The sequence below is a fragment of the Paenibacillus tyrphae genome, assembly GCF_027925525.1.
Classification (GTDB): Bacteria; Bacillota; Bacilli; order Paenibacillales; family NBRC-103111; genus Paenibacillus_G; species Paenibacillus_G tyrfis_B.
Genome location: NZ_BSDJ01000029.1, coordinates 72,748 through 91,506 on the forward strand (window position 1 = coordinate 72,748; position 18,759 = coordinate 91,506).

The following is an 18,759-nucleotide window of genomic DNA, read 5'->3' on the forward strand; positions in this document are numbered from 1 at the left end:
ACATAGACAAACGGTTGACCAACGATTTCGGCATTGAAGCACAATCTGGAAGACAGTCTACCCGAAACCGATTTTAAAAAAGCGATTTTTCAAACATTATATCATTTTTCGGCAGTTTGCACTAGAATTATTGCAAATTTACACAAAAAATCTATAATTGGCCGAATCTACTCACGATTTCCGCAGCTTTTCAGCCAATTCATCGATCTTGCGCAGCCGGTGGTTCACCCCGGATTTGCTGACTTTGCCTTTCAGCAGATCGCCGACCTCTTTGAGGTTCATATCCGGATGCTTGAGCCGGATCTCGGCCACTTCCCGAAGCTTGTCGGGCAGGTTATCGAGCCCCACTTCTTTCTGCAGCAGCCGGATGTTGTCGATCTGCCGGACGGCGGCGCCGATCGTCTTGTTCAGATTCGCGGTTTCGCAGTTGACCAGACGGTTCACGGAATTGCGCATATCCTTCATAATCCGGACGTCCTCGAACCGGAGAAGCGCTTGGTGAGCACCGATCAGGCTTAGAAACTCGATGATCCTCTCGCCTTCTTTCATGTACAGGACGAAGCCCTTTTTCCGCTCGATGCATCTGGCATTCAGATCGAACTCGTTGGCCAGCCGCACCAGAGATTGGCAGTGCTCCTCGTACATCGAATAAATCTCCAGATGGTACGACGACCCCTCCGGATTGTTCACGGAGCCGCCCGCAAGGAACGCTCCGCGCAAATAAGCGCGCTTGCAGCAGTCGCGTTTAATGATTTCCGGCTCGATGCCCGGAGTGAACAAAAACCCTTCGGAGACGATATGCAGCTCCGACAACAGGTCCTGCACTTGATTCGGCACGCGCACGATATACACGTTGTTTTTTTTGAGCCGCATTTTTTTGCGGACGAGCAGCTCGGTATGCACTTTGAACGATTTTTTGAGCAGCGAATAAATGCGTCTGGCAATCGCGGCGTTTTCCGTCGAGATATCGAGGACGATCTTCTGGCTGGTCAACTGCACAGCCCCGTTCATGCGGATGAGAGCGGACAACTCGGCTTTCTCGCAGCAGCGCTCCGACTCCATCATGGTCAGTTCTTTTTTCGTCTGGGCGGCGAAGGACATGGGAATCACCTCTTCTTGAACATCCAGCTCTCCACCAGTTGATAAATATGTTGACTCAGCTTCTCGGCGTCGTGACGCAGGTAAGTCCGAAACAGAACGAGCTGGTCGGCAATGACCTTATAGCCCTGCTTCGTCACTTCGTCCAAATCGAGCGGAACGATCTTGGCCCCCTGTTCGGCATACTTGCTCTGCACCTGCTCCGGGATGTCTCCGTTGTTCACGATCACGTAATCAAACAGGTCGCTGCCGACGTGGTCGCGCACCGCTTTGAGATGGTCGCTGACCTTGTAATCGTCGGTTTCGCCCGGCTGCGTCATCACGTTGCAAATAAAAATTTTGAGCGCATTCGACTCGATGATCGTTTTCGCGATTTCCGGCACCAGCAGATTGGGCAAAATGCTCGTATACAAGCTTCCCGGACCAACCAGAATCGCATCCGCCTCCCGCAGCGCCTCCAGCGCCTCGGGGAGCGCCCGAACATCCTTCGGCTCGATGGACACCCGGCGGATCACCCCTCTTGCCTTCGGGATATTGGACTCGCCCTCGACAATCGAGCCGTCCTCCATCAGAGCCCGCAGCACGATCGAGTGATCGGAAGCCGGAAGAACCCGCCCACGCACGGCCAGCACCCGGCTTAGCTCGCGCACGCCGGTGACGAAATCGCCGGTAATGTCGCACATGGCTGCCAACATTAGGTTGCCCAAACTGTGGCCTGCCAATCCGTTGCCTTTATCAAAACGGTAATCGAGCAGTTGACCGAGCAGCGGCTCTACGTCCGCCAGCGCAGACAAGACGTTGCGGATGTCGCCTGGCGGGATCATTTCCAGCTCCGACCGTAAGATGCCCGAACTTCCCCCGTCATCGGCTACGGTGACAATCGCCGTAATGTCCACAGGCTTATGCTTTAGCCCCCGGAGCATGACCGATAGCCCGGTTCCCCCGCCGATCACGACGATGCGCGGAATGTACGTTTCCCTCTCCCGGTCAAACGTCATTTCTTCACCTCTACCCGGTCGCGTTCGGAATCGCGGTGGCTGACCCGAACGACTTCCGTTTCGCTATTGCCCATCATTTTACCGAGATATTCGGCAATCGCCACCGAACGGTGCTTACCTCCCGTACAGCCGATGCCGATGACGATCTGGCTTTTGCCTTCTTTCTTGTACTGGGGAACGAGAAAGTGGAGCATGTCGAGCAGCTTCGCAAGAAATTCCTGCGTTTCGGTCCACTTCATAACGTAATCGTACACATCCGGGTCCTGCCCGGTGTTGGGGCGCAAATTGTCCACATAGTGCGGATTCGGCAAAAAGCGGACGTCAAAAATAAGATCGGCGTCGATCGGAATGCCGTACTTGAAACCGAACGAGATGACGTTGATCGAAATGCCGCTGTTTTCGAGGTTGGTGAACCGGGATATGATTTTTTCCTTCAGCTGCGCCGGCTTCAGGCTCGATGTATCGATCACCTGCGTAGCGTGGCCCTTGAGCTCCTCCAGCAGCTTGCGCTCCTGCTGAATCCCTTCCAGCGGGGCTCCTGTCGGAGCAAGCGGGTGCTTGCGCCGGCTTTCTTTATACCGCTGCACCAGCGTCGAATCCATCGCGTCGAGGAACAAAATCTCGTGCGTCAACGTATAGTTCTCGCTCAAGTAGCGCAGCGATTCGGACAGCGAAGTGAAAAACTCTCTCCCCCGCAGGTCGATGACCAGCGCAACTTTGCCGATCCGGCCTTTGGACTGCTCGATCAGCTCGGCAAATTTGGGAATCAACACCGGAGGAAGGTTATCCACGCAAAAAAAGCCCAAGTCTTCCAAGCTCTGCACCGCAATCGTCTTGCCGGCTCCGGACATGCCCGTAATGATGACCAGCTTTCCGAGAGTTTGCATATCTTCCATGGCTGCTCCTCCTGAGGACGCTCCGTTCGGGTCTTTTCGCTGTCGCAGCAGGAAAGTACCTCCGGGTCCTGTTCAAATCGTGTTCCTGGAATAATAATAAAATGGTCGGAACACGATTTAAAAGGGACCACGTAAACTCTCCGGTATCTTTCCTGCTGCTTACGCAGACCCGACCTTCGCTATATATCTATCTGTTGCGCTTTGTAATTTATCGCGCCGGTTGTTTATACGTGAAAATCGAGCCCGGGTTTCTGGGCTCCAACGGTTTCCAGACCGATGCGCAGGCTTGATGAGCCGCGCAGGTCGGTTGTCTGCCCTTAGCTGTGCAGGTTGAGGCCTGCTGCGCCGACGACGCCTGCATCGTTGCCGAGAACGGCAGGGACGATGTCCACGCCTTCTTTGGCTGTTTCCTGGGCATGCTCGTTATAGTACTTGCGGATCGCATCGAACAGGATGTCGCCTGCCTTGGATACGCCGCCGCCTACGATAAAGCGCTGCGGGTTCAGAACGACGGAAATCGCCGCCATCGATTTGCCGAGATACAGCGCGGCGCGGTTAATGATCCGCAGCGCCGTTTCGTCGCCCGTTTTGGCAGCGTCAAACACGTCTTTCGCCATAATGTTCTCGACAAGCGCCAGAGACGTATGCTCGCCCCGCTCCACGGCTTCTTTGGCCATGCGGATAATACCTGTCGCCGACGATACGGTCTCCAGACAGCCTTTCTTGCCGCAGCCGCATTCGATTGCCTCAAGGTCCGGCACGACAACCATGTGGCCGAGCTCGCCAGCCATGCCGTTGTAGCCCTGGTAAATACGGCCGTGGATAATGACCCCGCCGCCTACTCCGGTGCCCAGCGTATAGCAGACGACATTCGGAATGCCCGCGCCTGCGCCGCTCCATGCTTCTCCAAGCGCAGCGACGTTGGCGTCGTTGTCAATTTTGACCGTTTTGCCAAGCTTCTCTTCCAGAATCTTCTTAACCGGCACGTTGCGCCAGCCCAGGTTGGGCGACAGCTTGATGAAGCCTTCGGGAATATCCATGAACCCGGCGATTCCCGCACCGATGCCGGCGACTTGCTCCCATTCGTATGGAGATTCGTCAACCAGCTTACGCACATACTGCGCGATATTTTCCAGCACTACCTCTGCGCCATGTTCGGTACCGGTCGGGCCTTCGTACGTTTGCAGCAGCTTTCCCTGCTCGTCGCACAATCCGACTTTAATCGCGGTTCCTCCCAAATCGACTCCTACATAAACACGTTCTCCCATACCTGTCGAATCACCTCGTACCCTATCCGTTATCTGTAAGCTCCTGTTCCAACTATAAGCCAACCTCCCTAGAAGGTCAAGATTAGCCAAGAGGAAGCCGAGCACTCCTCCAAGAGTGTGTCGAGAAAGTGTCAATGCCCGCTTTCTGACCATTTAATCGCGGAAAGCGCCCCCAGAAACTTAAGACGGAACGTTATTTTTTAAGCATGAAAAAGGCGCAGAACGCAGGGTTCCACGCCTGAATGGCGTTGTTACAGGGACTTGCTCCAGTCATGTACCATATGCCCTTCCAGGAACTTCTCGCAGTCAAGCGCCGCCATACAGCCGCTGCCGGCCGCCGTAATCGCCTGGCGGTATTTGCTGTCCTGCACGTCGCCGCAGGCAAAGACGCCTTCGACATTGGTCAGGGACGTGCCCGGCTTGACCAGAATGTACCCGACTTCGTCCGTGACGATTTGCCCGCCGAGGAAGTCCGTGTTCGGCTTGTGGCCAATCGCCACAAAGATCCCGTCGGTTTCAATAATTTCCTCTTCGCCGGTCTCGTTGTTTTTCACCTTCAAGCCGGTCACACCCTTCTCTCCGGAAACGACTTCCAGCGGCGTGCGGTTCAGGCTCCATGTAATTTTCTCGTTTTGGCGCGCGCGGTCCTGCATGATTTTGGAGGCTCGCAGCTCGTCTCTGCGGTGCACCAGACGTACTTCCGTCGCAAAACGGGTAAGAAAGTTCGCTTCCTCCATCGCCGAGTCGCCGCCGCCCACGACAATGATCTTCTTGCCGCGGAAGAAGAAGCCGTCACACGTTGCGCAAGTGCTGACGCCGCGGCCGATGCTCTCCTTCTCGTTCGTAATGCCGAGCAGCTTCGCCGAAGCGCCGGTCGAGATGATGAGCGATTCGGCTTCGATATCGCCGAGGCCTTCCACGTTCAGCTTGAACGGGCGCTTGGACAGATCGACCTTGTTCACCCAGCCGGTTTTGAACTCAGCGCCGAAACGCTCCGCTTGCTTCCGCATGTTGTCCATGAGCTCCGGACCCATGATTCCTTCGGGGAACCCTGGGAAGTTCTCAACTTCAGTGGTCGTCGTCAATTGTCCTCCCGGCTCCGGTCCTTCGATGACGAGCGGGTTCAGGTTGGCGCGGGCCAAATAAATGGCAGCCGTGAGTCCCGCCGGGCCGGTTCCGATTACGATCGATTTGTACATAGAGGTTCCTCCTATCGCATCTTCTGTTCTCTATATTAAGATTGAGACTCCATGCCGGTCAATTTTTTGAAAATGGCGTCCATTTTCTCTTTTAAACCGCAAGCATCGTCGATCAGCTTCGCATTCTTACTTACCGTCGCCACCGATACCCCGTAACGCTCCGCCGCCTCGTGATAACTGATCGGACGCCGGTGCATCTTCGCCGTCAAATATTCAAGCGCGGCCGCCCAGCCTTCGATCTTGGTTATCTTGGGCACGTTCGGAAACACCCGCGATAAATATTCTACCCAAAGCGTCTGCAAATCGTACTGCTGTACCATATCGTAACGCCGGGCCATATGCCGCAGCGCCGTCTCCATGATGGCCTGCCACTTGCTCTCCCACACGGGAAGCCCCGGGGAGAACGGCGACGGCTCGACCGTCGTCCGCTTACCGTTTAGCACGGCCGTCAACGGCTCCTTCAACCCGATGCTGCGCAGCACGAAGATCGCCACCCGCTTCAAGTAATCGTCCTCGTCCGGCAGCATAATAAATTCCGTGAGCGCGTCCTTCACTTCGTCGTCCGCAATGAGCCCGAACGCTTGAATCACCTGCAGCTTCGTATCTCCGTCTCCGTGACGCAGCGCCCAGAAAAACGACGACCGGACAAGCGGATCACGCTTCATATGCTCCGGCAGCCCGCCCTCGGCACCCTCCAGCCCGCGAAATTGTTCCTCGAACGGCAGATGGTAGTGATAGCTGACCGAAGGCTTTTTCGTTTCCTCCCGGTGCCTATCCAGCAAATTCAGATAGAATTTCGGGATTTCCGAGCCCGGATCGAACTTCTCCGCCTGTTTCCACTGGCGCTGAGCTTCCTCGTACCGCCCCGTATTATAAGCGGCTACGGCGGTGTAATGGAACAAGCAAGGGTCGAGACCCGCTTCGCCCGTTTTCAACAGCCGCTTGAACAGACGGAACGCTTTCTCATGCTCGCTTAAAATCCCCATCGTCGTGGCCAGCTTAAATACGTGGTCCTGATGGAACGGGTACGTTTTGCGCAGCACTTCAAGCAACTCTGCCAAACTCTCCCGGTCGCCGAAATGCTGGTAGAAGATCGCCAGGTTACAGAGTGCATGCAAATTACCGGGCTCCATCTCCAGCACCTGCCGGATCATGTCGACCGACTTGTCAAAATGCCCCATATAGTAATAGGCCAAGGCCAAGTTGTTGCGCGCAGCCATAAAATCGGTATGCTTGGTGATGATATTTTCCAAGAGACGAACCGCTTCGGAGAACTTTCCTTCCTCCAGCATCGAGCGTGCCCTGTCGTGATCGAACAAGCCTTCCCGGCTCTTGATCGTCGACAGCTTCGTGGGGCGATCCAGCTCAAAACTGAGCAGCTCCATCATTTCCTCGGACTCTTCCAGAAACTGCCCCGTCGGATCGTTCTCAAGGTAATGAATGATCGCTTTTTCCGCCGATTCGTAATTTTCCATGTTGGCAAAATTGTTCGCCATATAGAAGTAGCATTCCGTCATCGTCGGATCGATCCGGTCCAGTACGTGCTGCAAAATGCGGTTGGATTCCTCGTAATTTCCCATCTCGGACAGCAGACCGGCCAAGTTGCAGTGATTGACCGGGTTTTCCGGCTCGTACTCGGCCGCACGACGAAAATATTTCAATGCCTTATCATAATGATAACGGTCCAAGGACTGAACGGCTTTTTCGAAAAAGAACGTGGCGTCCATTTTCATCGGTATGACATTGGTGCTGGGTTTCGGCAGCACACGTTTTTTCTTCTCCATAATTCAGGCACCTCCATGACCCGTCCGGAATTACATGAGAAACCCGCCTGTGCATTTCAGAGCTTCATTTCTACATCGCCGGAGTAATAATGATTCCTAAGTATAACACAATCCGGCCCAAAACCGTAAGGTTTCGACAGCCGGAGTCGTGTGGTAATAATTATTATACGCCGCCGTATTTGAACAGCGAGCTGAGCGAGCCGCCGGACATGATAATGTTGATCGCGTCCGAAAGCAGAGTGGCAACGGAGAGCACCCGGAATCGGTCAGGATGGTTGTCCGGAATAGCGATGGAATCCGTAATAACGACTTCCTTGATGTTCGGATGATCCAGTCGCTGCAAGGCCGGGCCGGAGAATACCGGGTGCGTCGCACAGACATAAGCGTCGTTAGCTCCGCGTTCCTTCAGGCCTTCCACGACGTTGACGATGGTCGAGCCGGTATCGATCAGATCCTCGATGATGATCGGCGTGCGGCCGGCTACGTCACCGATGACATGCGTAATGACCGCTTCGTTGTGAGCCGGTCTTTTCTTGATCATCATCGCAAACGGCGCATCGAGAATGTTCGCCATCTTCTCGGCTGTCGTCGCGCGTCCCGCGTCCGGGGATACGATGATCGGGTTTTGGATATTAAGCTTTTTAATGTAATCGCTAACCAAGTCCAGCGCAGTCAAATGGTCCACAGGGATGTTGAAGAAGCCTTGAATCGCCGGGGCATGCAGATCGATCGTGATGACACGGTCCGCGCCCGCTGCCGTCAGCAGGTCCGCCACCAGCTTGGCCGAGATCGGTTCCCGAGGCGCGGCTTTGCGCTCTTGGCGGGAATAACCATAGTAAGGAACGACAAGATTGATCGTTCTCGCCGAAGCCCGCTTGGCAGCATCCATCATGACGAGAAGCTCCATGAAATTCTCGTTGATCGGATGAGAGAACGTTTGCACCAGAAAGACGTCGCAGTTCCGAATGCTTTCTTCGTAGAGACAGTAAATTTCCCCGCTCTTGAATCGGGAAAGCTTGATTTTGCCGAGCGGCACTTTAAGCTCTTCGCATATGCGCTCCGCCAGTTTCGGGTTGGACGAACCCGAGAAAATCTTCATTTTGTCGCTGTACATGGTTACCTCCGCTTTTGCTTATGTTACAATGGGTCATTTGACGATGGATGGACCTTCTCTAAAAGGCTCCGGTTGGCCGGTTTACACAATATTTAAAATGCCCACGTCCCCATTATACATGAAATGAAGCGAATCCAATAGGCACCATGGTGCGTTTCCTGCTTTTAAATGTGGCTAATTCGTTAAATCCTGCCTGCTGCAGCAGGTCGGTCGCCTGGTCAAGGTACTGTGCGAGCCGGTCCGGCTGGTGCGCGTCCGATCCGAGCGTTACAGGAATTCCCAGGCCGCGGGCGTACTCCAGCATACGGAGGCTGGGGAACATTTCCTCTACCGGCATGCGCAGGCCCGATGCGTTCAGCTCGATGGCCATTCCCGCCTCCCGGACGGCTTCCAGCGCCTGACGCTCCAAGTGCTCCACGCTTTGCTCCGGCTTGAAGCCGAACCGCTTGATCACATCGATGTGCCCGATGTAATCGTAGAATCCGGTCCGGCACGCTTTACAGACCGCATCGTAATATTGCACATAAACCTCGTAGGCGTCCCGTTCCTTCCAGCCGTCGGTCTGCCGGTAATCCGTTATGTCCCATTCGCCCAGAAAATGAACGGACCCGATCACGTAATCCCACGGATACGCTTTGATGATCCGCTCGATTTCCGCTTCGTATCCTTCGATATAATCGCCTTCGAGTCCGACCCGGATATCGATCCGGTCTTTGTATTTCCGCTGCAAGCGCAGCGCTTCTTCCACATAGTTCGGCAGTTCGTCCATCGGCATGGCCATGCCCGGGTAATAGGAGGCCGGGTCCACATGCAGCAAGGGCATGTGATCGGACAGCCCCAGTTGGTCCAGTCCGATCTCAATGCCCTTCAGCACGTACTCCTCCAGCTCTCCCGACGCATGCCCGCACCGCACATGGTGCGTATGATAATCGATGCGCATTCGAGTGAATTCTCCTTTTAGGCGACGGAGGGCGGCATGGTCACCAGCCTGCCCATCCTTCGGCGCCATTATTTTTTGTGCCGGCGGTCCAGCTCGCGCATAACCTCGTCAAGCGGCAGCTTCGCTTCGCGCAGCAGCACCATCAGGTGGAAAATCAGGTCGCTCGCTTCGTACCGCAGCTCATCGTTGTCGCGATTTTTCGCCGCGATGATGACCTCGGCCGTTTCCTCGCCGACTTTTTTCAATATTTTATCAATACCTTTTTCAAACAGATACGTCGTATACGCGCCTTCCGGCCGTTCCGCGTCGCGCTGCGCGATCACCGACTCCAGTCGGCCGAGCATGGCAAAACGGTCCGCAGACTGCGATTCTGCTGCCGCTTCTTCTCCGCCGTCCGCCAAAGCCCCGAGCTTCACGTCGTTGTAGAAGCAGCTGTATCGCCCGGTATGGCAAGCCGGCCCCGCTTGATCCACAAGCGCCAGCAGCGTGTCGCCGTCGCAATCGTATTTCAATGCTTTGACTTTCTGTACATGGCCGGACGTCGCGCCCTTATGCCACAGCTCGCTGCGCGAACGGCTCCAAAACCACGTTTCGCCCGATTCCAGCGTCAGCTTCAACGACTCCTGATTCATGTAGGCCATCATCAGCACGTCCTTGCTTGTCGCATCCTGCACGATGGCCGGCACGAGGCCGTTCGCGTCCCATTTGATCGCTGCCGTTAACTCTTCTAAGGTTCCTGCCGTTTGCCCGCTCACCGGACCTCCACTCCTTTATGCCTGAGATCGTCTTTAACCTCTTCGATCGTCATCTCTTTATAGTGAAAAATCGTGGCGGCCAGCCCCGCGTCCGCCTTGCCTTCCGCAAATACGTCGTAGAAATGCTCCTTCTTGCCCGCTCCGCCGGAGGCGATGACCGGGATCGATACGAGCTCCGAAACCGCCCGAGTGAGCCGCAGGTCAAACCCGTCCTTCGTGCCGTCCGCATCCATGCTCGTCAGCAAAATTTCGCCGGCACCGAGCTCTTCGATCCGCTTGGCCCATTCGAGCGCCCGGATGCCCGTGCCGTTGCGTCCGCCGTGGGTGAACACTTCCCATTCGTTCCACTCCGGGTTGTACCGGGCGTCGATCGCGACGACGATGCACTGCGAGCCGAAGCGGCGCGCCCCGTCGGACACAAGCTGAGGATTGCGGACCGCAGCCGTGTTGATACCGATTTTGTCCGCGCCCGCCCGCAGCAGCCGTTTCATGTCGTCCACGCTCGAGATTCCGCCGCCGACCGTGAACGGGATCGTGATTTGTCCGGCCGTCTGCTGCACGACGTTGACCATCGTCGCCCGTCCCTCATGGGAGGCGGAGATGTCCAGGAACACCAGTTCGTCGGCTCCTTCGCGGTCGTAGATCGATGCGAGCTCGACCGGATCGCCGGCATCGCGCAAATTGACAAAATTGACTCCCTTGACGACCCGCCCGTCTTTCACATCCAGACAAGGGATGATCCGTTTGGCCAGCATATGCCGTCCTCCTTTCTGCCTCTATATCCGTCCGTGCGCTTCCTCCAGCTTGATGCTGCCGGTGTACAGCGCCTTGCCGACGATCGCGCCGCCAACGCCGTCCGCCGCATACTGCGCCAGCCGCTCTAGATCCTCGTAACGGCTTACGCCGCCGGAAGCGATCACCGACTGCCCCGATACCTTCGCCAAATGGACGATCGCCTCCACGTTCGGACCGCCCATCATGCCGTCGCGCGAAATATCTGTGAAAATAAACGTCTTCGCGCCTTCCTTCGCCAGTTCTGCGGCAAGCTCATCCGCCTTAACCGCGGACGTTTCCAGCCAGCCCCGGGTCGCCACATACCCGTCCCGGGCATCGATGCCGATAGCGACCTTGTCGCCGTGCTTCTGAAGCACCCGGTTTACGAACTCGCGGTTTTCGATGGCTGCCGTACCGAGAATGATACGCGAAACACCGAGCGACAAAATATGATCCACGTCCGCTTCCGTACGCAAGCCGCCTCCGAGCTGGACCGGAACGTTCACGGTTTTGGCGATATCGCCGACCAGCTTGTCGTTAACCGGATAGCCCGCCTTCGCTCCGTCCAGATCGACGAGATGAATCCATTTGGCTCCTTGGGCTTCCCAAGCTTTGGCGACCTCCAGCGGATTTTCGTTATACACGGTTTCCTGATTGTAATCGCCCTGAATCAGGCGCACGCACTTGCCCCCGCGAATATCGATGGCGGGATAAATGATGAATGAAGACATGAAAACGTTCCTCCAACCTTGGAAATATGAATCGCGCCGATCGTTTGAAAGCCCCGTCTGACTTACCGGAGCCAAGCACACGGCTCGTCTATTTACGCGTACACAGCGCAAGAAAATTGCCGAGCAGCTTCATGCCGACGCTGCCGCTTTTCTCAGGGTGAAACTGCATCCCGAATACGTTATTACGGCCGACGATGGCCGTCACCTGCTGATAGTAATCCGTCACCGCCAGCAGATCTCCCGGCTGCTCCGGCTTCACATGAAACGAATGGACGAAATACACGTGCCCCTCTTCTACCTCTTCAAACAAAGGGCTTTCCTGACGGAACTCCAGTTTATTCCACCCCATGTGAGGCACCTTATAATCGCCGCGAAAGCGGACGACGTCACCGGGCAGCAGGTTCAGCCCCTCATGCAGACCGTGCTCCTCGCTCCGACTAAACAGAAGCTGCATACCCAGGCAGATACCAAGCAGCGGCTTCCCGCTTGCAGCATAGCGCTTCACGGCCGCATCCAGCTTCGATTCGCGCAGGTGGTCCATCGCATCGCCGAACGCCCCGACGCCGGGAAGAATGGCTCCTTCCGCCTCAAGCAGCTCCTGCTCGTCCGAAACGATCACGCCGCGGTAGCCGAGCCGTTCCACCGCCGAAGCGACGCTGTGCAGGTTGCCCATGCCGTAATCGATGATGGCGATCATGGATTACAGGACCCCTTTCGTCGACGGCACGCCCTGCACGCGAGGATCGATGCTCGTCGCCTCGTCGAGCGCCCGTCCGAGCGCCTTGAATACCGCTTCGACCATATGGTGCGTGTTATGCCCGTAGTGCACGATGACATGCAGCGTAATCCGCGCTTCCAGCGCAAATTTCCACAAAAATTCGTGCACCAGCTCCGTCGTAAAGCTGCCGACCGTCGCCGACGGATATTGGGCCCGGTATTCCAGATGCGGCCGGTTGCTGATATCGATCGCCACCTGCGCCAACGCTTCGTCCATCGGGATGAATACGTTGGCGTAGCGCTTGATTCCTTTCTTGTCGCCTAGCGCCTCGCGCAGCGTCTGTCCGAGGCAGATGCCGATGTCCTCGACCGTATGATGATCGTCGATATCGACGTCGCCTTTGGCGTCCACCTTCAAATCGAACCGCCCATGCTTCGTGAACAGATCGAGCATATGATTCAAAAACGGCACATCCGTTTCGATCTCAGATACACCGGTACCGTCAACGTTAAATGCGAGCCGGATGTCCGTCTCATTCGTTTTGCGCGCGATTTCGGCCTGGCGCCCGGCACCTTGCTGGTTTTGTTCAGCCACGCTGGTCCCCTTCTTTCTTCAAGCGAATTTCGATTGCCCGCGCATGCGCATCCAGCCCTTCGTGGCGGGCCAGCGTTATAATTTTCTCCCCGTCGCGCAGCAGCGCTTCCTTGCTATAGTAGATGACGCTCGATTTCTTCAAAAAGTCGTCCACGTTCAGCGGCGACGAGAACCGTGCCGTGCCATTCGTCGGCAGCACATGGTTCGGCCCCGCAAAATAGTCCCCCACCGGCTCCGAGCTGTAAGGCCCGAGGAAAATCGCCCCGGCGTTCTCGATCCGGCTCAAATAATCGAACGGCTCGCGCACGATGATTTCCAGATGCTCCGGCGCCAGCCGGTTTACGACGCCGACGCCTTCCGTCAGGCTGTCCACGGTCAAAATCGCGCCGTAATCGCGAATCGATTGCGCGGCGATGTCGCGGCGCGGCAGCTCGCTCAACTGGCGGTCCACCTCCTGGCGGACCGCTTCGGCCAGCTTCCGCGACGGTGTGACGAGAATGGCCGACGCCATCTCGTCGTGCTCGGCCTGCGACAGCAGGTCCGCCGCCACGTAGGCGGCGTCCGCCGTCTCGTCGGCCAAGACGACGATCTCGCTCGGCCCGGCGATGCTGTCGATGTCCACCGCACCGAACACGCTGCGCTTCGCCAGCGCGACGTAGATGTTGCCGGGGCCGACGATTTTGTCCGCCGCCGGAATCGACTCCGTCCCATACGCCAGCGCAGCTACCGCCTGCGCGCCGCCGACGCGGTAAATCTCGCGCACGCCCGCTTCCGCGGCTGCGACGAGAATGTGCGGGTTGATGCCCTCCACCCCGGCCGTGGCCGGAGGCGTCACCATCACGATTTCAGGCACGCCCGCGACCTGTGCCGGGATCGCGTTCATCAGCACCGACGACGGATACGCCGCCTTGCCGCCGGGCACATACAGCCCGACTCGTCGTAGCGGACGGATCACTTGGCCGAGAATGCTGCCGTCGGCTTGCAGATCCATCCACGAATTGCGCATTTGCTTCTCATGGAAGCGGCGTATATTCACGGCCGCTTCGCGGAGCGCCGTCAGAAAGCTCTCGTCCACCTGCGCATAGGCGGCTTCGATCTCCTCCTGCGTGACGCGCAGCTCCTCTATCTTGACGCCGTCAAACTGCTGCGCGAACTTGCGCAGCGCGGCATCCCCGTCCCGTCGCACCTCTTCGATGATGCGCTGTACGCTCTCGTTTTGCTCGGGCGTGCCATATTCGACTTCCCGCTGCAGCGAAAATTCCGATGCGGGCATCACTCTCATGACCGCAGCCTCCTTTGATGAATACAAATTTCTCTTCCTATGCTTCCGGCTATACAGCCGGCTATGAGGCTATACCTTTGCCGTCGCAGCGGCAATGACCGGCTGAAGCCGGTCACAGAGCGCCTGAATGGCGTCGTTTTTCATCCGGTAGCTGACGCGGTTGGCTATGAGCCGGCTCGTAATCGCAAAAATCTGCTCATGTTCCGCCAGCCCGTTTTCCCGGATCGTGCTGCCGGTCTCCACCATATCGACGATCCGGTCGGCCAGACCGATCAGCGGCGCCAGCTCGATCGAGCCGTTCAGCTTGATGACCTCCACCTGCTGCCCCTGCTCCCGAAAATATTGCGAGGCCACGTTCGGATATTTGGTCGCCACCCGCGGGTTCAGCACCGGCTGCCAATCCGGCAGCCCGATGACAGACATGCGGCAGCGCGCTATCCCGAGATCCAGCAGCTCGTATACGTCCCGGTTCTCTTCCATCAGCACGTCTTTGCCGACGACGCCGATATCCGCCACGCCGTATTCGACGTAGGTCGGCACATCGACCGGCTTCGCCATAATGAATTCCATCCGCGCCTCCGGAACGGCAATAATCAGCTTGCGCGAATCGTCCGTCTCCTCCGGAATGGCGAGCCCCGCTTCGCGAAACAACTTGGAAGCCTGTTTATAAATACGCCCTTTGGGCATTGCCACCTTCAATAAGTCCTGCATGCGCTGCCCCTCCTTACTCCGTAAACGATATGATGTCGCAATAGCGGGAGCCGTGCACTTGCAGCACGCCGTCTGCTTGCCGAACTTCATTCAGCCCTTTTTGTCCGTCCGCCAGAAGACGCGTCTCCGCAATAAAGCCTTCTCGTGAGCGGTATTCCCTTGCCTTAGCCAGCGCTACCGCCCGGTGACGCTCCGTGTAGACGATCAGCACGCGCTGCGGGGCTTCTTCCGTTTTACTTTTACCGATCACTTCCAGGATCCGGTTTGTCTTTAGCCCGAAGCCCGTCGCCGGCGCCGGACGCCCGAACTGCGCCAGCAGGTTGTCATACCGTCCCCCGCTGCATACGGGAAAGCCCAGGTCCGCAGCGTAGCCTTCGAACGTCATTCCTGTATAGTACGAAAAATCGCCGATCATCGTCAGATCGATTAGCACATGCTCGCTGACGCCATACGCTTCCAGCACGTCCCAGATTTCACACAGATGCGCAATGGCATGCTGGGCAACAGGGTCCTTCGTTACCTGCCGCGCCTGATTGCAAATCTCCTGCCCGCCGCGCAGCCGAAGAATGCCTTCCAGCTCCTGCTGCACTTCACGGGAAAGGCCGAGCGATTTGATCGTCTCCCGGTAGCCGACGTAATCGCGGCTGAGCAGGCACGCTTTCAGCGCGGTCTGCGCGTCCTGACGCTGCTGCAGCGTCTCTTGGAACAAGCCGTTGAGGAAACCCACATGGCCAAGGGCAATCTTGAACTGCTGCACACCGGCCGCTTGCAAGCAAGCGATGGCTAGAGCGATCACCTCGGCATCCGCTTCACTGGAAGCATCGCCGATGAGCTCTACGCCCGTCTGGAAAAACTCCGCATCCCGCCCCGCCTCGGCTTCGAACGCCCGAAACACGTTCGCTTGATACGAGAGCCGCAGCGGAAACGGATGCTCCTTGAGCAGCGAGGAGGCGACCCGTGCGATCGGCGCCGTCATATCGGAACGCATCACAAGCGTCGTGCCGTTCCGGTCCAGCAGCTTGAACAGCTTTTTGTCCTCCGTCGAGCTGGCCACCCCAACGGTATCGTAATACTCCAGAGTAGGAGTAATAATTTCTCTATAGCCCCAGCGCTCCATGCACTGCATGACGTTATATTCGATGCGGCGGAGCTTGGCCGCCGCTTCGGGGAGGTAATCTTTTACGCCTGTCGGCTTTTCAAACACCTTCGGTTTGGACACCGTCTTCACCCTGCTATCTTTAATTTTGCTTTAGTGCGCTACCATACTACCAAAATAAAGAATGTAATCGTAAGTTTATCACGGGAACGCTTGATTCGTCAATGATTCGATTGCACGGATCCCGGTTGCACGAATAAAGGCAAGAGCATATAATAAACAATACAAGGGAGCAACGGCTGCCACCGTGCTCCCCAGGTACAATAACCGCTTCAAAGGCGGTCGGCTGAATAAGGAATGATCGTGAAATAGACCGTATTCCATACGCGATGGGCGGTCTATTTCTTTTTGTTTTGGATAAGAGCAACGATGATGTTAACTATCAGCGTAAGCAGCGCAATAACCAGCATCCCAAAGCCGATCATTAAAGTCAGCGTGTCCTTAACCTCCACAGGCATCACCTCCCTTTCGGGAGATTAGCCGACCACCCTTGCAAGCCCTTTTATTGTACAAGCCGTATTATAGAACATAATGTTAACTTTTGCAAAATATTAAATTCGCAAATATAAAACACGCCGACTCACTTATCCTTCTCCGTCAAGCGCACATCCTCCCGGATCACCCGAAGCGGATTCCCCGCCACAAAGCTGTACGGAGCAACATCCTTATGCACGACCGAGCCCGAGCCCACGACCGCATGATCTCCAATCGTCACCCCGGGCAAAATCGTCGTATTCGCTCCGATCATCACATGAGAGCCGATTTTCACCCGCCCGAGCCGGTATTCCTTAATCAAGTACTCATGCGTCAAAATCGTCGAATTGTAACCGATAATCGTATTGTCTCCGACCTCGATCTTCTCCGGAAAAAACACATCCACCATCACCATCAACGCAAAGGAGGCATGCTCCCCTACCTTCATCCCAAGCACGCGGCGGTAGATCCACCGTTTCAGCGGCAAGGAGGGGGCATACCTGGAAATTTGGATAAAAATAAAATTGCGAACCGCCTTGAAACGGCTGATCGTCTTATATACCTGCCACAGCGAATTCGGCCCTTCCACCGGATATTTGTCCGTGTTTCTCAAGCGCTACTTCCCCTCAATCCCGACAATCGGCACAATATCGCGCATATCTTGAATGATATGGGTCGGGTTGTACTGTTTCAAATATTCGGTCCCTTTCAGCGACCAAGCGACCGCTACCGACGGAATGCCCGCATTGTGCGCCGCTTCGATGTCATAGTGGCTGTCGCCGACCATTAGCGCGGACGAGAGGTCGCCGCCAAGCTCCCGGACCGCTTTGTGAATCCCTTCCGGGTCCGGCTTCGCTTTCTCGACGTCGTCCACCGTTACAATCGTACCGAAATAGTCGTACAGCCCCATCAGCTTCAGTCCCATTTCCGTCGTCTGCCGGATTTTGCTAGTCACCACGCCCAGCTTGACCCCGGCGGCATGAAGCTTGGCCACCGTCTCGCGTACATAGGGAAATTCCCGCACCAGCTCGTCATGATGCGCAATGTTGAACGCCCGGTACTTTTGCACCAAATCGTCCACCTGCTCCCGTCCGGAAAAGAATATCATCTGCTCGATCAACGGCCGTCCCATGTTCGGCACAATGTGTTCCCGGGTTACCGGCTCCGCGGTGATTCCCTCAAACGTATGCAAGAACGACTGAATAATGAGCTCGTTCGTATCGACAATCGTTCCGTCCAGATCAAATAACACGGTTTGTATCATGCTGCTACTCCTTTGCCTTTACGTCTGCTTCTTTGCTGCCATCTGGCCGAGTATCTGTACCAACGGCTTCTCCCGTTCCTTCCGACACTTGTCCGATCCGTACAATCGGATCGCTATAGCGCTCCGAAGCTGCGCCCGTCCGGCGGCGAACGATGATAAGCGCAATCGCAGCCAGCACGATCAGTACCGCCAGAAGCTGCGAAATCCGCACGTTACCTCCGTAGGTCATGAATCCGGGCTCGAAACCGAAAGCTTTCATCGGCGACCACATGCCGTTCATCAGCGCGGCCAGCCAGCTCGGTCCCGTAAAATCAAGGCTGTCTGTCCGCAAGCCCTCTACGAAAAACCGCCCGATCGAATACCAAATGAAATAACTGAAGAAAAGCTCCCCCGCCCGCAAAAACGAACGCCGACGCAGCACGAACAGCAGGAGGAGTCCTACGACGTTCCAAAGCGACTCATATAGAAACGTCGGATGGTAATACTGGCCTTCAATCAGCATTTGATTGACGAGCCAGTCCGGCAGATGCAGATTGTTCCTGAGGAACGACTCCGCCACCGTTCCGCCGTGCGCTTCCTGGTTAATGAAGTTGCCCCAACGCCCGATCGCTTGTCCGATAATTAATCCCGGCGCGCAAATATCGGCAATACGCCAGAACGAATAGCCTTTCCGCCGCACGTAAATGACCGCCGCGATAATTGCGCCGATCAACGCCCCGTAGATGGCAATACCGCCTTCCCAGACGGCAAAGACTTTCCATAGATTATCTTGATAATCTTCCCATTTGAAAGCGACATAGTAAATTCTTGCGCCAACGATCGCCGACGGCACCCCGATCAGCACCAGATCCATGAAGAAGTCCGGAGACATGCGGAACCGTCTGCCTTCTCGAATCGCGAGCAGCAGACCGACCAGCGCCGCCGTACCCAAGATAATGCCGTACCAACGGACGCTCAACGGACCGATCGCAAAAGCAATCGGATTAATCGCGAGAAACATGCT

The 18,759-nt window shown here is 56.3% G+C and carries 20 protein-coding genes; all 20 read right to left on the bottom strand.

The window, feature by feature from the left end:
• Window positions 1–171: 171 nt before the first annotated feature.
• Complete coding sequence (whiA, locus tag QMG93_RS26800) at window positions 172–1,101, bottom strand: DNA-binding protein WhiA (RefSeq protein WP_281941996.1); 930 nt, start codon at window positions 1,099–1,101, stop codon at window positions 172–174.
• A 5-nt stretch (window positions 1,102–1,106) separates the two neighbouring features.
• A complete protein-coding gene (locus tag QMG93_RS26805; RefSeq protein ID WP_281941998.1) occupies window positions 1,107–2,096 on the bottom strand; it encodes a gluconeogenesis factor YvcK family protein in 990 nt (329 codons plus the stop codon).
• Window positions 2,093–2,992 carry an RNase adapter RapZ gene (gene rapZ / locus QMG93_RS26810; protein WP_281942000.1) on the bottom strand — a complete coding sequence of 300 codons (900 nt, stop codon included), beginning with the start codon at window positions 2,990–2,992 and terminating at the stop codon, window positions 2,093–2,095. Before rapZ ends, QMG93_RS26805 begins: the two co-directional genes overlap by 4 nt.
• 317 nt (window positions 2,993–3,309) lie before the next feature.
• Window positions 3,310–4,260, bottom strand: a complete 951-nt coding sequence (locus tag QMG93_RS26815) for an ROK family glucokinase (RefSeq protein ID WP_253413650.1) — start codon at window positions 4,258–4,260, stop codon at window positions 3,310–3,312.
• A 251-nt stretch (window positions 4,261–4,511) separates the two neighbouring features.
• Complete coding sequence (gene trxB, locus QMG93_RS26820) at window positions 4,512–5,459, bottom strand: thioredoxin-disulfide reductase (RefSeq protein WP_108530374.1); 948 nt, start codon at window positions 5,457–5,459, stop codon at window positions 4,512–4,514.
• A gap of 35 nt (window positions 5,460–5,494) precedes the next feature.
• Window positions 5,495–7,243 (bottom strand): tetratricopeptide repeat protein, encoded by a 1,749-nt coding sequence (locus QMG93_RS26825; RefSeq protein WP_281942004.1) that lies wholly within the window; start codon window positions 7,241–7,243, stop codon window positions 5,495–5,497.
• 163 nt (window positions 7,244–7,406) lie between these two features.
• Complete coding sequence (locus tag QMG93_RS26830) at window positions 7,407–8,357, bottom strand: ribose-phosphate diphosphokinase (protein ID WP_281942006.1); 951 nt, start codon at window positions 8,355–8,357, stop codon at window positions 7,407–7,409.
• A 112-nt stretch (window positions 8,358–8,469) separates the two neighbouring features.
• The gene (gene hisJ / locus QMG93_RS26835; RefSeq protein WP_281942008.1) at window positions 8,470–9,297 is read right to left on the bottom strand and encodes a histidinol-phosphatase HisJ; all 828 of its coding nucleotides are present in this window, start codon (window positions 9,295–9,297) and stop codon (window positions 8,470–8,472) included.
• A 68-nt stretch (window positions 9,298–9,365) separates the two neighbouring features.
• On the bottom strand, window positions 9,366–10,052 hold the full coding sequence (gene hisIE, locus QMG93_RS26840) for a bifunctional phosphoribosyl-AMP cyclohydrolase/phosphoribosyl-ATP diphosphatase HisIE (RefSeq protein WP_281942010.1): 687 nt from the start codon (window positions 10,050–10,052) through the stop codon (window positions 9,366–9,368).
• On the bottom strand, window positions 10,049–10,807 hold the full coding sequence (gene hisF, locus QMG93_RS26845; protein ID WP_054974985.1) for an imidazole glycerol phosphate synthase subunit HisF: 759 nt from the start codon (window positions 10,805–10,807) through the stop codon (window positions 10,049–10,051). The genes hisIE and hisF overlap by 4 nt, the downstream gene beginning before the upstream one ends.
• Before the next feature lie 21 nt (window positions 10,808–10,828).
• Entirely contained in the window at window positions 10,829–11,557 is a 729-nt protein-coding gene (hisA, locus tag QMG93_RS26850; RefSeq protein WP_281942012.1) for a 1-(5-phosphoribosyl)-5-[(5-phosphoribosylamino)methylideneamino]imidazole-4-carboxamide isomerase, read from the bottom strand.
• An 88-nt stretch (window positions 11,558–11,645) separates the two neighbouring features.
• On the bottom strand, window positions 11,646–12,254 hold the full coding sequence (gene hisH / locus QMG93_RS26855; RefSeq protein WP_281942013.1) for an imidazole glycerol phosphate synthase subunit HisH: 609 nt from the start codon (window positions 12,252–12,254) through the stop codon (window positions 11,646–11,648).
• Between the two features lie 3 nt (window positions 12,255–12,257).
• Window positions 12,258–12,869 (bottom strand): imidazoleglycerol-phosphate dehydratase HisB, encoded by a 612-nt coding sequence (gene hisB, locus QMG93_RS26860; protein WP_281942015.1) that lies wholly within the window; start codon window positions 12,867–12,869, stop codon window positions 12,258–12,260.
• Complete coding sequence (hisD, locus tag QMG93_RS26865; RefSeq protein ID WP_281942017.1) at window positions 12,862–14,151, bottom strand: histidinol dehydrogenase; 1,290 nt, start codon at window positions 14,149–14,151, stop codon at window positions 12,862–12,864. The genes hisB and hisD overlap by 8 nt, the downstream gene beginning before the upstream one ends.
• A 69-nt stretch (window positions 14,152–14,220) precedes the next feature.
• Complete coding sequence (hisG, locus tag QMG93_RS26870) at window positions 14,221–14,862, bottom strand: ATP phosphoribosyltransferase (RefSeq protein WP_281942019.1); 642 nt, start codon at window positions 14,860–14,862, stop codon at window positions 14,221–14,223.
• A gap of 13 nt (window positions 14,863–14,875) precedes the next feature.
• On the bottom strand, window positions 14,876–16,081 hold the full coding sequence (locus QMG93_RS26875; protein WP_281942021.1) for an ATP phosphoribosyltransferase regulatory subunit: 1,206 nt from the start codon (window positions 16,079–16,081) through the stop codon (window positions 14,876–14,878).
• A gap of 275 nt (window positions 16,082–16,356) precedes the next feature.
• Window positions 16,357–16,476 (bottom strand): putative holin-like toxin, encoded by a 120-nt coding sequence (locus QMG93_RS26880; RefSeq protein ID WP_231884604.1) that lies wholly within the window; start codon window positions 16,474–16,476, stop codon window positions 16,357–16,359.
• A gap of 122 nt (window positions 16,477–16,598) precedes the next feature.
• Window positions 16,599–17,105 (bottom strand): acyltransferase, encoded by a 507-nt coding sequence (locus QMG93_RS26885; protein WP_281942024.1) that lies wholly within the window; start codon window positions 17,103–17,105, stop codon window positions 16,599–16,601.
• 3 nt (window positions 17,106–17,108) lie between these two features.
• Window positions 17,109–17,756, bottom strand: coding sequence for a pyrophosphatase PpaX (ppaX, locus tag QMG93_RS26890; RefSeq protein ID WP_281942026.1), 648 nt, complete (start codon window positions 17,754–17,756; stop codon window positions 17,109–17,111).
• 4 nt (window positions 17,757–17,760) lie between these two features.
• A complete protein-coding gene (lgt, locus tag QMG93_RS26895; RefSeq protein ID WP_281942028.1) occupies window positions 17,761–18,756 on the bottom strand; it encodes a prolipoprotein diacylglyceryl transferase in 996 nt (331 codons plus the stop codon).
• Window positions 18,757–18,759: the final 3 nt, after the last annotated feature.

Bases quoted from the DNA above. Each gene is read 5' to 3' on its own strand.
- ppaX (WP_281942026.1), bottom strand. From the start codon at position 17,756: ATGATACAAACCGTGTTATTTGATCTGGACGGAACGATTGTCGATACG.
- hisF (WP_054974985.1), bottom strand. From the start codon at position 10,807: ATGCTGGCCAAACGGATCATCCCTTGTCTGGATGTGAAAGACGGGCGG.
- QMG93_RS26825 (WP_281942004.1), bottom strand. From the start codon at position 7,243: ATGGAGAAGAAAAAACGTGTGCTGCCGAAACCCAGCACCAATGTCATA.
- trxB (WP_108530374.1), bottom strand. From the start codon at position 5,459: ATGTACAAATCGATCGTAATCGGAACCGGCCCGGCGGGACTCACGGCT.
- hisD (WP_281942017.1), bottom strand. From the start codon at position 14,151: ATGAGAGTGATGCCCGCATCGGAATTTTCGCTGCAGCGGGAAGTCGAA.
- hisG (WP_281942019.1), bottom strand. From the start codon at position 14,862: ATGCAGGACTTATTGAAGGTGGCAATGCCCAAAGGGCGTATTTATAAA.
- rapZ (WP_281942000.1), bottom strand. From the start codon at position 2,992: ATGGAAGATATGCAAACTCTCGGAAAGCTGGTCATCATTACGGGCATG.
- hisJ (WP_281942008.1), bottom strand. From the start codon at position 9,297: ATGCGCATCGATTATCATACGCACCATGTGCGGTGCGGGCATGCGTCG.
- QMG93_RS26805 (WP_281941998.1), bottom strand. From the start codon at position 2,096: ATGACGTTTGACCGGGAGAGGGAAACGTACATTCCGCGCATCGTCGTG.
- hisA (WP_281942012.1), bottom strand. From the start codon at position 11,557: ATGTCTTCATTCATCATTTATCCCGCCATCGATATTCGCGGGGGCAAG.
- QMG93_RS26815 (WP_253413650.1), bottom strand. From the start codon at position 4,260: ATGGGAGAACGTGTTTATGTAGGAGTCGATTTGGGAGGAACCGCGATT.
- whiA (WP_281941996.1), bottom strand. From the start codon at position 1,101: ATGTCCTTCGCCGCCCAGACGAAAAAAGAACTGACCATGATGGAGTCG.
- lgt (WP_281942028.1), bottom strand. From the start codon at position 18,756: ATGTTTCTCGCGATTAATCCGATTGCTTTTGCGATCGGTCCGTTGAGC.
- QMG93_RS26880 (WP_231884604.1), bottom strand. From the start codon at position 16,476: ATGCCTGTGGAGGTTAAGGACACGCTGACTTTAATGATCGGCTTTGGG.
- hisH (WP_281942013.1), bottom strand. From the start codon at position 12,254: ATGATCGCCATCATCGATTACGGCATGGGCAACCTGCACAGCGTCGCT.
- QMG93_RS26830 (WP_281942006.1), bottom strand. From the start codon at position 8,357: ATGTACAGCGACAAAATGAAGATTTTCTCGGGTTCGTCCAACCCGAAA.